Origin of the sequence: Sphingomonas changbaiensis NBRC 104936 (assembly GCF_000974765.1) — a bacterium.
GTDB classification, from domain to species: domain Bacteria; phylum Pseudomonadota; class Alphaproteobacteria; order Sphingomonadales; family Sphingomonadaceae; genus Sphingomonas_B; species Sphingomonas_B changbaiensis.
This window is the reverse complement of sequence record NZ_BBWU01000033.1, coordinates 1-13,321: the sequence shown is the minus strand read 5'-3', so window position 1 is coordinate 13,321 and position 13,321 is coordinate 1. Positions and strand designations below refer to the sequence as shown.

The following is a 13,321-nucleotide window of genomic DNA, read 5'->3' as shown; positions in this document are numbered from 1 at the left end:
TGAGCGGGAGCACGAAGCATCTCTCAGTCGCGGCGATGCTCGTGGCGGGTGCTGCGATACGAGTGATATGGGGTGCCGCGCCGCAAATCATAGGCGGCATCGCGTAAACCTTAAAAATGGCCCCGCCAGGCGCAAGCCCAGCGGGGAAGGCTCAGCTAAGAGAGGTTTAGTTGGACATCGCGTGCGCCAACCGCTCGCGCCGGCGGGCGACCGCGCCGACCAGGCCAAAGCCGCCAAGCATCAGCGCCCAAGTAGCCGGCTCAGGAACCGCAGAGGCAGGCACGCCGACCTGGCCGAGCGTAAACACAAAGGTGTTTGATCCTCCAGGGACACCGTCAGGATTGTTCTTAGTCGTACGCGTGAAGAACGCATCTTGCGTGATGCCGCTGAGCGTTGATCGAGCTCCCAGCCCATCGAAATCAAACGGAGTGAGAGGCCCGCCCGTGTTTCGGAAGTCCGGCCCAAGATACGTGAACACGAGGTTCGCGACGGTCGGATCATCGTTGAAGCCGGGCGTTACGAAGGCGCTCGATGTGAGTTCGGTGGTCGCAAAGACATCGCCGCTCGGTGCGAACACGGACCCGGCGATGTAGCCGGCGAAATCGAAAATGATAAGCCGGTCACCGCTGCGCACGCCTTCATCGCCGCCGAGCGTGCCCTGATATGTGAAGCTGTTGTCGTTCGCACCATTGCTGGTGATCGATTCCAACGTGAGAACAGCTGCGCTAGCAGGCGCCGCCAGACCGGCCGCCGCTGCCGCGGCGAAGACCCAATTCTTCATGAAGCACTCCCTGAGCGAATACTCTGCTCGAAATGCAGGATGCACTTCAGCTTAGCTCAGAAAGCAGAACACGGCTGCGTCACTCCGGTTCACATCGCGGAAAATAAACTTGCGACGATTTGAGAAATATTGCGACAGGTCAGCCCCGAAATAAACTTTGTAAACGTCGATGACCGGCGGAGCCGCGCCTCTCTCGACTTTACTCCCGCAAATGAATGGCGCGGTTATAGCGCCGGCGCGTATCCGCGGTGGCGCCCGTTATGCAGCACGCATGGGCACCGCTCGGAGATAAGTGCGACCGAATACAACCACGGGCGGCTGTCGCCCCTCTCGGCTGATCCATTGTGGCAGGCCCACCAGCGCACTCTGATCAGCACCATCGCTAAGGCCTAAACTTCATACGCCCTATTGCACGCCTCGTTGGGCATCGACCACCATCACGTGGCGACGGCTCCTGCATCTTTATCGCGACGCCTCGGCGCAGAAACGCGATCGGGGAAGCCATGTCGGGGCGAGGCGCGGCGTTGACATTGGGTGCGCGCTTGGCACCTAGGAGTGCCGAATTCTGCTTCCGCCGAGGATCGACTCTGGAGGCTCAGTCACGGCGATCTCGCCCCTTTCGGTGCCGTTCTGGCTGCCATAGATGACAGTGCTTCCGTTCTCGCCGCCTGCAACCGCAACGATGCGCTCGACATTGATGTAGATCGACCACTCTGTTTGTCCGAGCGGTGTGCATTTCACCCAGTCTGCCATATCGTCCTCCGGCCTCTCCAAACTCGAACGGCCGCCCTCTGTCGTGAGCGAGCCATGTAATCAAGACGCACTGGTTGATGCCGCCGGTCCGAGGCCGCCTCCGGAATTTTCAGTGCCATCACGTGGCTGATCGGGGATCATCGAACATTCGCGGCAGAGCTGTGTAATTCCCGTGACGAACGTCCAGACCCCATGCGTGCCCGGTTCCTCCAGGCGCTTTGGTGAACTCGCCAAAGGGCAACAGCAATCCGGCAGCAATTCTTTCGGTCAAGGCATCATCGAACGGCAGCCGCCGAGACAGCGCAGCTGCAATCTAACGCCTGTAGCCGCACAAGATGCCTCGTCTGCGTCCATAGCGGTGGACTGCGATACAAGACCAGAACATCAGCCCGGCAGCTATCAGAAAAGCAAGGCCGCCGCCGATCCACAGCCGAGTGGAAATCGTGGGGTCGAAAAGATGCAGCATGGTTGGTCTCCCTTCATGGGGCCAAATCGCCGCTTCTCACGAGTAGGGCGCCACGACCGCAATCGATGGAACACAGTATCACGCGCCGGACGTATCGCAGCATCTTTTCGGCAGCTGGGCCGGAGGAACCCAGATTAACCCCTCTTGCGATCTGGCAGGCGGAGCATAACCTCTCACGAGGCGGGTCATTGGGAGTGCATTTTAATGTCTGCAAAACCGAGAGTACATAGCCCGAGACCACGTCCCGTGCGCACGAGAAGCCCAGAGGGGCAGAGCAATGACGAGGAAATCAGTGATGCCCGAGCCGATACCGTTCGCGGTATCATGAAGCGCAATCGCGAAAGCGGCGAGCGGCAGGATTGACCGGACCCGACTTGGCTCGCGCCTCAACCGACGTAAACGCGGTCTATCTGGGGGAGTGGCCCCTTACAGCAGTGGCCATTTCGGCAGAGATGGGCGCGAGTCAGTCCGCCAAGCCGGAAGTGTCGTAAACGCGCGGGAATGACAGGTTCGGGTGGAGTTCGGACGACAGCGGCTCGGCGTGCGCTAGGCATTGAGGGTGGCGATGATAAGGTCCCGTTCGCGGTTCCACCCCATGAGCGTCTGACGAAGCAGGTCGAGCAAAGCGTCCGCCGTGGCCGTGTCCGCCCCTCGCATCTTCAGCCGTTCAATCAACTCAAGCTGCCGTTCAGCCCGAGCCTCGCCTTCCGCGATCTTTCGATCAGCGACGGCAAGGTGCCTCGTCTCCATCTGGCGGTCCATTTGGCCCCCCTTTCAATCCGTGTGCATAGCACGCCGTTGTCTCTGGGTCGCCTCGGAGATGTCAGCTGTGGGTCGCGAGCTGCCGTTCAACGGCCGCTTCGGCGAAGGTCCGCTTACGCGCCCGAATACTTGCGATCGCGGCGGCTGATTTGGGCGCGAAGCTGCCGGTGGACTTAGCCGGAGAACTGAGTGTCACCGTGTCCGAGGAGACACGGTGTGGACGAAGCACAGCTGACGAGGTTGGCGGAGGAATTGCTGGTGGCCGCAGGAGGTATCGCTGAAGATCTCGCCCCAGTGATGGTGTCGGGAGGTCGCAGTCGAGGCCAACTTCGAAGCGATGCTACAAACCTCAGACAGGCTGCAAAACGCCTCGCCGTGCTGGCAAGATGCGCAGAGTTACTGCTCGCCGGCCGCGATGGCGGCCGGTCTGCAGGAAACGACGTCCAAAAGGCATAAACCGCTCGACTTCGCTTGCCCGTCGAGCATTGCTGTCCTTGTGAATCGCGGCCGCTCACTGGAGCGCGCTGCTGCCCCGACCGAGCGATTGGCGGGGCTGTGAGTGGTGGACCGGGGCGTGGTGCCGCGGTCTTGACCAAGGGACCATTCACATGACCAAGTTGACCGACATCCAGGCAATCCTGCTGAGCAGCGCCGCGGCCCGCGCTAGCGGCCACCTTCTGCCTCTCCCGGAATCGCTGGCCGGAAAGGACGAACCTGCCCACAAGGCGATCCGCGAGTTGATCAAGCGCGGCTTAGCCGCCGAGGTGGAGACGACCGGCGCAGCGACCATTCTCCGCGAGGGTGGCGGCCTACATGTCGGCGCGGTAATCACAGATGCCGGCAAACACGCCATTGGCGCTGTCGAGCCGGACGGCAGTGCCCCGAATAGCGCAATGTCCGCTGCGGAACCGACGAAAGCTCGATCCGACACGAAGCAGGCCAAAGTCCTCGAGCTGCTCCGCCGCGAGCAGGGCGCAAGCATCGAAGAACTGATGCAGGCGACCGGTTGGCTGCCGCACACCACCCGCGCCGCGCTAACTGGTATTCGCAAGCGCGGGGTCACCCTCGACAAGAACAAAGTCGATGGTGTCACCCGTTATACGGCGGCGGCTGCACAATGAACGTCGACGAGCACATCGAGCAGCTTCGAATGATGACCTTCGCTCAGCTCAAGTCGGAATGGCGGCGCGTCTGGAGGCGCGCGCCGCCTGTCTCGTTCACATCCGACCTGCTGATGCGCGGGATTGCCTACCGGCTGCAAGAAAAGGCATTCGGGGGTCTGGCCGCCGAGATTGGCCGTGAGCTGGACGGCATTGAAACGCTGGGCAAGTCCGCGCGCCTTGGAACAGCGCAGACGGTTCAGCTCCGGCCCGGCAACCGTCTTGTGCGACGCTGGCGCGGGACCACCTACACCGTCGACGTTACTCGCGATGGCTTCCTGTTCCAGGACCGCCGCTATGCGTCGCTGAGCACCATCGCCACTGAAATCACGGGTACACGCTGGTCAGGGCCGCGCTTTTTCGGGCTGAAGGAGCAGGCACGGTGAAGCAGGTCCGCTGCGCCATCTATACCCGCAAATCTGATGCAGACGGGCTGGAACAGGACTTCAACAGCCTCGATGCTCAGCGGGAAGCCTGTGCCGCATATATCCTGAGCCAGAAGCACGAAGGCTGGTCGTTGGTTCCGGACTTCTATGACGACGGGGGTTTCACCGGCGGCAACATGGAGCGGCCGGGGCTCAAGCAGCTGCTCGTTGACGTACAGGCCGGCAAAGTTGCGGTGATCGTCGTCTATAAGGTCGATCGCCTGACGCGGAGCCTCACAGATTTCGCGAAGATTGTCGATGTGCTCGACCGGGCCGGCGCCTCATTCGTTAGCGTGACGCAGTCGTTCAATACCACGACCAGCATGGGTCGGCTGACCCTGAACGTGCTGCTGTCCTTCGCGCAGTTCGAGCGTGAAGTGGCGGGTGAGCGCATCCGCGACAAGATTGCCGCGTCCAAGCGCAAAGGGATGTGGATGGGGGGCAGCGTCCCGCTCGGTTACGACGTGAAGGACCGTAAGCTGGTCGTGAATGACGGCGAGGCTGAAACCGTCCGCCACATCATGCGACGCTATCTCGCCCTCGGTTCGGTGCGCGCACTGCAGGAAGAGCTGACAGAGCAGGGATTCACCAGGAGAGGCCCGGAGGGGCTGCCGTTCACGCGCGGCGGACTGAATACATTGCTGCGCAACGCCACTTATCTTGGCGAAGTGCACTTTCGTGGGCAGGTCTATCCCGGCCAGCACCGCGCAATCGTCGAGCGCGAACTCTGGAACGCTGTCCAGCAGCGAATGGCATCCTCGGTTGCTGACCACAAGCATGGCCGGCGCGCCAAGCAGCCGAGCTTGTTGAGCGGGTTGCTGTATGATTCCAACGGCGGCCGGATGACGCCAAGCCATGCCGTCAAGAATGGCCAACGTTATCGCTATTACATCACGTTAGCCGATCATCGCGGGCCGGGCCGACCGGCTTGTCGCGTCCCGGCGCAAGCGTTCGAAGACGCTGTTTGTGAACGGCTCGCGCAGTGGCTCTCGACCGAGCGACTGGACAATGACACCGATGCTGAGTGTGTTCGTGAGGCGATCTTTCGGGCGGAACGGGATGCTGCCACGCTGCGGAACGGCACCCCGCCAGACAAGCGTGCCATCGTGCTCACGCTCGTTCAGCGCGTCGATGTGGGCGAGCAGAGCTTCGCTGTCACGCTCAAGTCAGCGGAAGGAAAGGATGCGTCCAAGCTAGCCGCGGCGTTCGCCCAAATACGGGTCGGCAACGATGTGAAGATGCTGATCAGGAGCGGCGACAACACCCAGCTCGTCGTTCGCGACGAGCAGCTTGTGCAAACCATTGCCGATGCTCGAGCGGCCCAGCAAATGGCGCATCGGTTCCCTGACAGGCCACTGAGCGAGCTCGCCGCAATCGCGGGCCGCAGCCCCGCGCGCTTTAAGCATCTGCTCCGATTGAGCCATCTTGCTCCTGGCGTGATCATGTCGGTCATGGAGGGCCAAACACCCGCAGCTTTGGCCGGGACTGGCATCCACAAGGTTACCGGAATCCCCCTTGCCTGGGCGGAACAACAGCGGCTCTTCGCTTCCAATTAGCTCGCCAGCCACTCGGAATGCTGCACTGATTTCTCACAAATGCGGTCGGGAGAAATCCGGCTGGGACTCGACGCCGAACCGAACTGCGGAGACGCCTTGCGGGTCAGTGCAGCGGAAGGTACGCCGATAACCCGCGGAACTGTCGCGCTTTTCTGAGGCGTGTGGCGCGCCGGCGAAGTAGTCTCTCAACAGACAGACTGGCTGGTGACCCCTACGGGAATCGAACCCGTGTTTCAGCCGTGAAAGGGCCGCGTCCTAACCGCTAGACGAAGGGGCCGTGAGGCGTGGTCCGCGCACCTAGGGAATGACCGTGCGCGGGTCAAGCGGGTCAGCCGCGGCGGCTGTGACAGACCGCCTGCAGCTTGTTGCCGTCCGGATCGCGCACATAGGCGCCATAATAATTCGCGTGATAGTGCGGGCGCAGGCCCGGCGCGCCTTCGTCGCTGCCGCCGTTGGCGAGGGCGGCGGCGTGGAAGGCGTCGACCATCGCCCGCGACGCGGCGAGCAGTGCGACATGGGTGCCGTTGCCGTTGGTGGCGGCCTGCCCGTCGAACGGCGGCACGATGAACAGCTTGGCGCCGGTCAGGTCGCCATAGACGATGGCGTCCTTCATCTCGAACGGCTCGGTCAGCCCGAGCGTCGCCATCACGGCTGAGTAGAAGCGGCGGGCGCGCTCCAGGTCGTTGCTGCCGAGCGTGACATGGCTGAACATCGGCGCCTCCTCAATCGCACCAGGCCGCGTCTTCGAGGTGCAGTTCGGCCGCGCGGCGGGAGCCCCATTCGTCCACCTTCGGCCGGCCGGCGACCCAGAGCTTGCGGTCCTTGGGCGCGCCCAGCAGCGCCTGGCCAAGCTCTGCGTCGGCCGCGCGGAACGCAACCGCCTTCAGGCTCGCGCCATCGTCGCCGGAGAGGATCGCGCGGACATGGCCGTTGCCGACCACGTCGGCCTTGACGATCCTGACCGGGCCGGCGGCGATGCGCGGGGCGGCCCAGCCCATGCCGTAGGGACCGGCGAGCTCGAACGCGTCGACCAGCTCGGCCGTGACGCCGCGCGGCGTCAGCGACGCGTCGAGCTGCAGCGCCCGGGCGGACGCCGAGCGGGCGACGTCGTCGGCCAATCGCTCTTCCAGGAATGCGCGGAACGCCTCGATCCGATCGGCGGCGATCGTCAGCCCGGCGGCCATCGCGTGGCCCCCGCCGGCCACCAGCAGCCCGTGATCCCGGGCGGCCATCACCGCGGCGCCGAGGTCCACGCCGGGGATCGAGCGGCCGGAGCCTTTGCCGGTGCCGGTCTCGTCGATGCCGATCACGATCGCGGGTCGCCCGAGCCGTTCCTTCAGCCGCCCGGCGACGATGCCGATCACGCCCGGGTGCCAGCCATGGCCGGCGGCGACATGGACCGCGCATTCGCCGGCGGCGCGGCACGCGCTTTCGGCGACCTGCTGCACCTCGGTCTCGATCGCGCGGCGTTCCTCGTTCAGCGCGTCCAGCTCGGCCGCGATCGCGCGCGCTTCGTCCGGGTCTTCGGTGGTGAGCAGCCGCACGCCCAGATCGGACTTGCCGACCCGCCCGCCGGCGTTGATCCGGGGGCCGAGCGCAAAGCCGAGATCGTGGCATAGCGGCGCCCGCGTCAGCCGCGCCGCCTCGGCAAGCGCGGCCAGGCCGATATTCCGCCGCGCCGCCATCACCTTCAGCCCCTGGGCGACGAAGGCGCGATTGAGGCCGCGGAGCTGGGCCACGTCGGCAACGGTGCCGAGCGCGACAAGGTCCAGCAGCTCGATCAGTTTCGGCTCCGGCCGGTCCGCGAAGAAGCCGCGCGCGCGCAGCGTCCGCAGCAGCGCCGCCCCCAGCAGGAACGCGACACCGACCGCGGCGAGATGGCCGTGCGCTGCCCCTTCGCCTTCGTCCAGACGGTTCGGATTGACGAGGGCGTAGGCCGGCGGCAGCGCCGCCGTGCATTTATGGTGATCGACGACGATCACGTCGGCGCCGGCCTCCCGCGCCATCGCGAGCGCCTCGAACGCCTGCGCGCCGCAGTCGACCGTGACGATCAGGCGCGTGCCGCCGCCCGCGATCCGCACCAGCGCCTCGCCCGAGGGGCCATAGCCTTCCATCAACCGGTCGGGGATATAGGCCGCAGGGGAAAGGCCAAGCTGGCGCAACAGCCGGATCAGCAGCGCCGCGGATGTGGCGCCGTCCACGTCATAGTCGCCGAAGATCGTGACCGGCTCGCCCGCCTGGACCGCGCCGGCCAGTCGTTCGGCGGCCGCATCCATGTCGCGGAAAATCGACGGATCGGGCATGAAGCCGCGGATCGTGGGCGCCCGGTGGGCGTCGAGCGCGTCGCGCGGGCAGCCGCGCGTCAGCAGCAGCCGCGTGACGAGGTCGTCCGGCGCAAAGCTCGCATCCAGATCGTCGGCCGGCATGCCGCGCCAGTGCCAGGGCTGGCCGAGGACCGACCGCCGGACCCCCAGCGCTAGTCGCGGCTCGCTCGTGATGAAATTCATGAACCCGCCTCTCGCCGGAAAGCTTTGAATCAGCATGGCCCGGCGGGCAAGCCCTGCGCGCCTGCTGCCCACAGCTTTGTGCGGGAAAGGCTAGGGCTCCAGATCTTCCTTCAGACGCGTCAGCATCGCGGCCGCCCGTTCGGCGTGAGGGCCGATCCAGCGTTCGTGGATCTGCTGGATGGGCACCGCATTCAGATGGTTCCAGCGCTCGCGGCCGCGCTTCACCGCAACGATCAGGCCGGCATCTTCCAGCACCTTGATGTGCTGCATCACCGTGCAGCGGTCGAGCTCCGGAAAATGGGCGCACAGCGCGCCCGTGGTGAGTGGCTGGTCGCGCAGATCGTCCAGGATCTGCCGGCGGGCCGGCGCAGCGAGCGCCTTGAACACCCGATCGAAGCTGTCGCTGATTGACATGTTATGAAATTATAACATAAAAACCGTCGTGACAAGGAGGCGAGTCATGGATCTGCAGTTTCGGGTGTTCGCCCATATCGCGAAGCCGGTGGATCAGGTGTTCGAGGCGGTCGCCGATCCGGACCAGCTGTCGCGCTATTTCACGACCGGCGGCGCCAAGGGGCGGCTGGAAACGGGCGCGACAGTCACCTGGGACTTCCACGATTTCCCCGGCGCGTTCCCGGTCCGGGTGATCGAGGTGGTATCGAACGAGCGGATCGTGCTCGAATGGAAAGCGAACGATGACGCCGATCACCCGTACAACACGCGGGTGACGATAAGCTTCGAGCCGACCGACGACGGCCGCACGCTGGTCGCGATCGAGGAAGGCGGCTGGCGCGAGACCGAGGCCGGGCTGAAATCCGCGTTCGGCAACTGCATGGGCTGGTCGCAGATGCTGTGCGCGCTGAAGGCCTGGGTCGAACACCGCATCAACCTGCGCGAGGGCATGTATCGGTAAAGCGGTTAGTGGTCGCATAAGTCGCTCGTCCCGAGCGAAGTCGAGGGGCGCTGCTCCGAACCCGCGCCCCTCGACATAGTTTATCCTGAGCCGCGTCGAAGGGCGCTCCGCGCTCCGCTCGGGACGAGCGACTTACATCTGTCCGGCGACAAGTAGCCCTAATCCAGGATGTGCATCAGCATCGGACGCCCACGGATGCTCGGCGATCCCTCCAGCCGTTCCAGCGCCTGCGTCACGCAGCGTTCCGGGCAGTCGTGGGTCACGATCGCGACCAGCACGCTGCCGTCCGGCATCACGCCGCGCTGGATCAGGCTTTCGATCGACACGTTCGAATCCCGCATCGCCGCCGCGATCTCGGCGAGCACGCCGACCTTGTCCTCGACCGTGAAGCGCAGATAGGCGCGGCCGCGGCCCTCGCCGGCATCGGCGGCGGGACGGTCGGCGAGCGCCGAGACGGGCATCGCGAAGGCAGGACCATATTCGCCGCGGGCGATGTCGATCAGGTCCGCGACGACGGCGCTGGCGGTCGGACCGTCGCCGGCGCCGCGTCCTTCGAACAGCAGCCGGCCGACGAAATTACCCTCCGCCACCACTGCATTCAGCGAGCCGGAGACGTGCGCGAGCGGATGGGCGACCGGCACCAGATGCGGGTGGACGCGCTGGAACAGCCCGTCCGGCCGCGTCTCCGCATAACCGAGCAGCCGCACCTTGAAGCCGAGCGCGGCGGCCTCGGCAATGTCGGCGGCGATCACGTGGCGGATGCCGGTCACCGCAACGGAGTCGAAATCGATCCGGGTGCCGAACGCCAGGCTGGCGAGGATCGAGAGCTTGTGCGCGGCGTCGACGCCGTCGATGTCGAAGCTCGGATCGGCTTCGGCGAACCCGAGCGCCTGCGCCTCGGCCAGCACCTCGGCGAAGTCGCGGCCCTCGGCCTCCATCGTCGACAGGATGTAGTTACAGGTGCCGTTGAGGATGCCGTACACGTGCGCGAGTTCATTGGCCGCGGCGCCCTCGCGCAGGCCCTTGATGACGGGAATGCCGCCGGCGACCGCCGCTTCATATTTGAGCGCGACGCCCCGGCGCTCGGCGGCCTCGGCGAGCTCCAGCCCATGATGCGCGATCATCGCCTTGTTGGCGGTGACGAACGCGCGGCCGGCGGCGATGCTGTTCCGCGCGAGCGCGAGCGCCGGCCCGTCGGCGCCGCCGATCAGCTCGACGACGACGTCCACTCCGTCCAGCACCGCCAGCGCGCCGGTGTCATCGACCCAGCGGAAACGGGACAGGTCGACGCCGCGATCCTTGCTGCGGTCGCGCGCGGAGACGGCGACGACCTCGATCGGGCGCCCCGCCCGGCGCGCGATCAGCGCGGCATTGGCCTCCAGCAGCCGGATCACGCCGCCGCCGACGGTGCCGAGCCCGGCCAGGGCGATCTTCAGGGGTTCAGTCATTCGGGAAGCGCGCTAAAGGGCATGGGTGCCAAGTCAATCTCCGACAGCTTCGTGACGATCAGAGGCCGCCTCTTCATCGCCCGCCACGGCGAAACCGTGTTCAACGCCGCCGGGCGCATGCAGGGCGACCAGATGGACACGCCGCTGACCCGCGCCGGCTTTGCCCAGGCCGATGCGATGGGAGCAGGGCTGGCCGCGTTCCTCGGCGACGGTCCGCCGCCGCATCACCTCTGGGCCTCGCCCTATGGCCGGGCGCTGCAGACGCTCGCGATCGTCTGCGAGCATATCGGCGAGGACTGGCATCGCGCGCACCGCGACGCACGGCTTGCCGAGATCAACGTCGGGCGCTGGGGCGGGCGCAGCTATGCCGAAATCATTGCCGAGCAGGGCGACATCGTCGATCGGAGCTGCGGCCTGTTCTCGGTGCGCCCGCCCGAGGGCGAATGGTATGACGAAATCGCCGCGCGGCTGACATCCTGGCTCGACGAGCATGGCGGTGCGCCGGGCGACAAGCTGATCATCATGCACGGCATGTCCAGCCGCGTGCTCCGCGGCCTGCTGACCGGCATCGACGTCGATCCCCGCTGGGGCGCACCGATCGCCCCCGGCCTGCCGCAGGGGAGCATGGTGATGATCGAGGATGGGATCGAGCGGGTCGTGCACCTGGGCGCGGGAAAGGCGCCGGCGTGATCGCGATATCGCGGGGCCACCAAAGCCGGTTTGGGCTGAGCCTGTCGAAGCCCTCCCTTTCTTTTCTGATGCACGCCCGAAAGAACAAGGAAGGCCTTCGACAAGCTCAGGCCAAACCGCGCGCGGGGCGGGCGCTGGTGCTCATCGGCCTGACCCTGGTCGCCACCCCCGCCGCCGCCCGCGACAATCTCGGCATGTTCGAAACCTGGGGCGCGTTCCGCGATGCCAGCCCGCCGCGCTGCTTCGCGATCGCGGAGCCGGTCCGGGCCACGCCCAAGGACGCGCAGTGGCGGCCGTTCGCCAGCGTCGCCGTCTGGCCCGCGCTTCACCAGCGCAACCAACTCCACATCCGCCTGCGCCGCCCGGTCGCGAAGGGCAGCCGGGTGACGCTCGCGATCGGCCGCAATCGCTTTCCGCTGATCGCCGGCGGCGCCGACGCCTGGTCGCCGGACGCGCGCAGCGACGCCGCGATCGTCGCCGCGATGCGCAGCGCCGACCGGATGACGGTCAGCGCCCCCGGCTCGAGCGACACCTACGCCCTCCGCGGCGCCGCCACCGCGATCGACGCAGCGACCTTGGGCTGCGCGCGGCGCTGACCCTCGTAAAATCGCCGCATTCGCCCTACATGGGCGCGCCATGACCCCGACGATGCAGATTCCCGGCCATATCGATCCCGTTCCCGTGCCGCGCGTCACGCCGGCGCGTGCCGACGGGCGCGTCGACCTGGTCGGCCTGTCGAAGGCGGAAATCCGTGCCGCGCTCGCCTCGGCGGGCCTGGACGAACGCCAGGCAAAGCTGCGCGCCAAGCAGCTGTGGCACTGGATCTACAATCGCGGCGTCACCGACTTCGCGCTGATGACCGACATCGCGAAGGCGCAGCAGCCCTGGCTTGCCGAGCGGTTCGTGATCGGGCGGCCGGAAGTGGTCACCGCGCAGGTCTCGACCGACGGCACGCGCAAATGGCTGCTGCGGTCGGATGACGGCCAGGATTACGAAATGGTCTTCATCCCCGACGCGGACCGGGGCACCTTGTGCGTCTCGAGCCAGGTCGGCTGCACGCTGAACTGCCGCTTCTGCCACACCGGCACGATGCGGCTGGTGCGCAACCTGACCGCCGGCGAGATCGTCGGGCAGGTGATGCTCGCCCGCGACGGTCTCGGCGAATGGCCGAGCCAGCCCGATGGCCGCCTGCTCACCAACATCGTCATGATGGGCATGGGCGAGCCGCTCTATAATTTCGACAATGTCCGCGACGCGCTCAGGATCGTGATGGACGGCGACGGCCTCGCGCTCTCGAAGCGCCGCATCACGCTTTCCACCTCGGGCGTCGTGCCGAAAATGGCGCAGGCGGGTGAGGAGATCGGCGTGAACCTCGCCGTCTCGCTCCACGCGGTCACCAAGGACGTGCGCGACGAGATCGTGCCCTTGAACCGCAAATACGGCATCGAGGAGCTGCTCCAGGCCTGCGCCGACTATCCCGGCGCGAACAATGCCCGCCGCATCACGTTCGAATATGTGATGCTGAAGGACAAGAACGACAGCGACGAGGACGCGCGCGAGCTGGTCCGCCTGATCCGCAAGTACAGGCTGCCGGCCAAGGTGAACCTGATCCCGTTCAACCCCTGGCCCGGCGCGCCGTACGAATGCTCGGACCCTGAGCGGATCCGCGCATTCTCGAACATTGTCTTCGAAGCCGGCATCTCCGCCCCCGTCCGCACCCCCCGCGGCCGCGACATCATGGCCGCCTGCGGCCAGCTCAAATCGGCGGCCGAGAAGAAGAGCCGCGCGGAGCTGGACCGTCTGGCGGAGGAAAAGCTGGCGGCGCTGGGGTAAAGCTCCTCCCCGGAACGGGGAGGGGGG

General features: G+C 66.0%; 14 protein-coding genes and 1 tRNA gene. 7 read left to right on the top strand and 8 right to left on the bottom strand.

The window, feature by feature from the left end; all coding sequences use genetic code 11:
* Positions 1–166: 166 nt before the first annotated feature.
* The 3 genes from SCH01S_RS17150 to SCH01S_RS08385 all read right to left on the bottom strand — a co-directional run bounded on the left by SCH01S_RS17150 (position 167) and on the right by SCH01S_RS08385 (position 2,762).
* Complete coding sequence (locus tag SCH01S_RS17150; RefSeq protein ID WP_046348355.1) at positions 167–781, bottom strand: PEPxxWA-CTERM sorting domain-containing protein; 615 nt, start codon at positions 779–781, stop codon at positions 167–169.
* Between the two features lie 549 nt (positions 782–1,330).
* Positions 1,331–1,534 (bottom strand): hypothetical protein, encoded by a 204-nt coding sequence (locus SCH01S_RS08390; RefSeq protein ID WP_046348354.1) that lies wholly within the window; start codon positions 1,532–1,534, stop codon positions 1,331–1,333.
* A 1,012-nt stretch (positions 1,535–2,546) separates the two neighbouring features.
* Positions 2,547–2,762, bottom strand: coding sequence for a hypothetical protein (locus SCH01S_RS08385; RefSeq protein WP_046348353.1), 216 nt, complete (start codon positions 2,760–2,762; stop codon positions 2,547–2,549).
* Between the two features lie 608 nt (positions 2,763–3,370).
* On the opposite strand from SCH01S_RS08385, the gene SCH01S_RS17145 reads away from it, so the two are divergent.
* Genes SCH01S_RS17145 through SCH01S_RS08370 form a run of 3 tightly spaced genes read left to right on the top strand, consistent with a single transcriptional unit; the run spans position 3,371 to position 5,903 of the window.
* Positions 3,371–3,883: a DUF3489 domain-containing protein gene (locus SCH01S_RS17145; RefSeq protein ID WP_046348352.1), complete on the top strand. Its 513-nt coding sequence runs from the start codon at positions 3,371–3,373 to the stop codon at positions 3,881–3,883.
* Positions 3,880–4,308 (top strand): DUF2924 domain-containing protein, encoded by a 429-nt coding sequence (locus SCH01S_RS08375; RefSeq protein ID WP_046348351.1) that lies wholly within the window; start codon positions 3,880–3,882, stop codon positions 4,306–4,308. Before SCH01S_RS17145 ends, SCH01S_RS08375 begins: the two co-directional genes overlap by 4 nt.
* Positions 4,305–5,903 carry a recombinase family protein gene (locus tag SCH01S_RS08370; RefSeq protein ID WP_046348350.1) on the top strand — a complete coding sequence of 533 codons (1,599 nt, stop codon included), beginning with the start codon at positions 4,305–4,307 and terminating at the stop codon, positions 5,901–5,903. The genes SCH01S_RS08375 and SCH01S_RS08370 overlap by 4 nt, the downstream gene beginning before the upstream one ends.
* 202 nt (positions 5,904–6,105) lie before the next feature.
* Here the strand turns inward: SCH01S_RS08370 and SCH01S_RS08365 are convergent.
* From SCH01S_RS08365 to SCH01S_RS08350, 4 genes are all read right to left on the bottom strand, one after another.
* Positions 6,106–6,180, bottom strand: a tRNA-Glu gene (locus SCH01S_RS08365).
* Positions 6,181–6,231: 51 nt separating this feature from the next.
* Positions 6,232–6,615 carry a VOC family protein gene (locus SCH01S_RS08360; protein ID WP_046348349.1) on the bottom strand — a complete coding sequence of 128 codons (384 nt, stop codon included), beginning with the start codon at positions 6,613–6,615 and terminating at the stop codon, positions 6,232–6,234.
* Between the two features lie 10 nt (positions 6,616–6,625).
* A complete protein-coding gene (gene recJ / locus SCH01S_RS08355; protein WP_046348370.1) occupies positions 6,626–8,410 on the bottom strand; it encodes a single-stranded-DNA-specific exonuclease RecJ in 1,785 nt (594 codons plus the stop codon).
* A 90-nt stretch (positions 8,411–8,500) separates the two neighbouring features.
* Positions 8,501–8,824: an ArsR/SmtB family transcription factor gene (locus tag SCH01S_RS08350; RefSeq protein ID WP_046348348.1), complete on the bottom strand. Its 324-nt coding sequence runs from the start codon at positions 8,822–8,824 to the stop codon at positions 8,501–8,503.
* A gap of 46 nt (positions 8,825–8,870) precedes the next feature.
* Here SCH01S_RS08350 and SCH01S_RS08345 point away from each other — a divergent pair, with 46 nt between their 5' ends.
* Entirely contained in the window at positions 8,871–9,323 is a 453-nt protein-coding gene (locus SCH01S_RS08345; RefSeq protein WP_046348347.1) for an SRPBCC family protein, read from the top strand.
* A gap of 158 nt (positions 9,324–9,481) precedes the next feature.
* Here SCH01S_RS08345 and SCH01S_RS08340 read toward each other — a convergent pair whose 3' ends face one another.
* Complete coding sequence (locus SCH01S_RS08340; RefSeq protein ID WP_046348346.1) at positions 9,482–10,771, bottom strand: homoserine dehydrogenase; 1,290 nt, start codon at positions 10,769–10,771, stop codon at positions 9,482–9,484.
* Between the two features lie 21 nt (positions 10,772–10,792).
* Here SCH01S_RS08340 and SCH01S_RS08335 point away from each other — a divergent pair, with 21 nt between their 5' ends.
* From SCH01S_RS08335 to rlmN, 3 genes are all read left to right on the top strand, one after another.
* Positions 10,793–11,461 carry a histidine phosphatase family protein gene (locus SCH01S_RS08335; protein ID WP_046348345.1) on the top strand — a complete coding sequence of 223 codons (669 nt, stop codon included), beginning with the start codon at positions 10,793–10,795 and terminating at the stop codon, positions 11,459–11,461.
* A gap of 68 nt (positions 11,462–11,529) precedes the next feature.
* Positions 11,530–12,057, top strand: coding sequence for a hypothetical protein (locus SCH01S_RS08330; protein WP_046348344.1), 528 nt, complete (start codon positions 11,530–11,532; stop codon positions 12,055–12,057).
* Between the two features lie 52 nt (positions 12,058–12,109).
* Entirely contained in the window at positions 12,110–13,294 is a 1,185-nt protein-coding gene (gene rlmN, locus SCH01S_RS08325; RefSeq protein ID WP_046348369.1) for a dual-specificity RNA methyltransferase RlmN, read from the top strand.
* Positions 13,295–13,321: the final 27 nt, after the last annotated feature.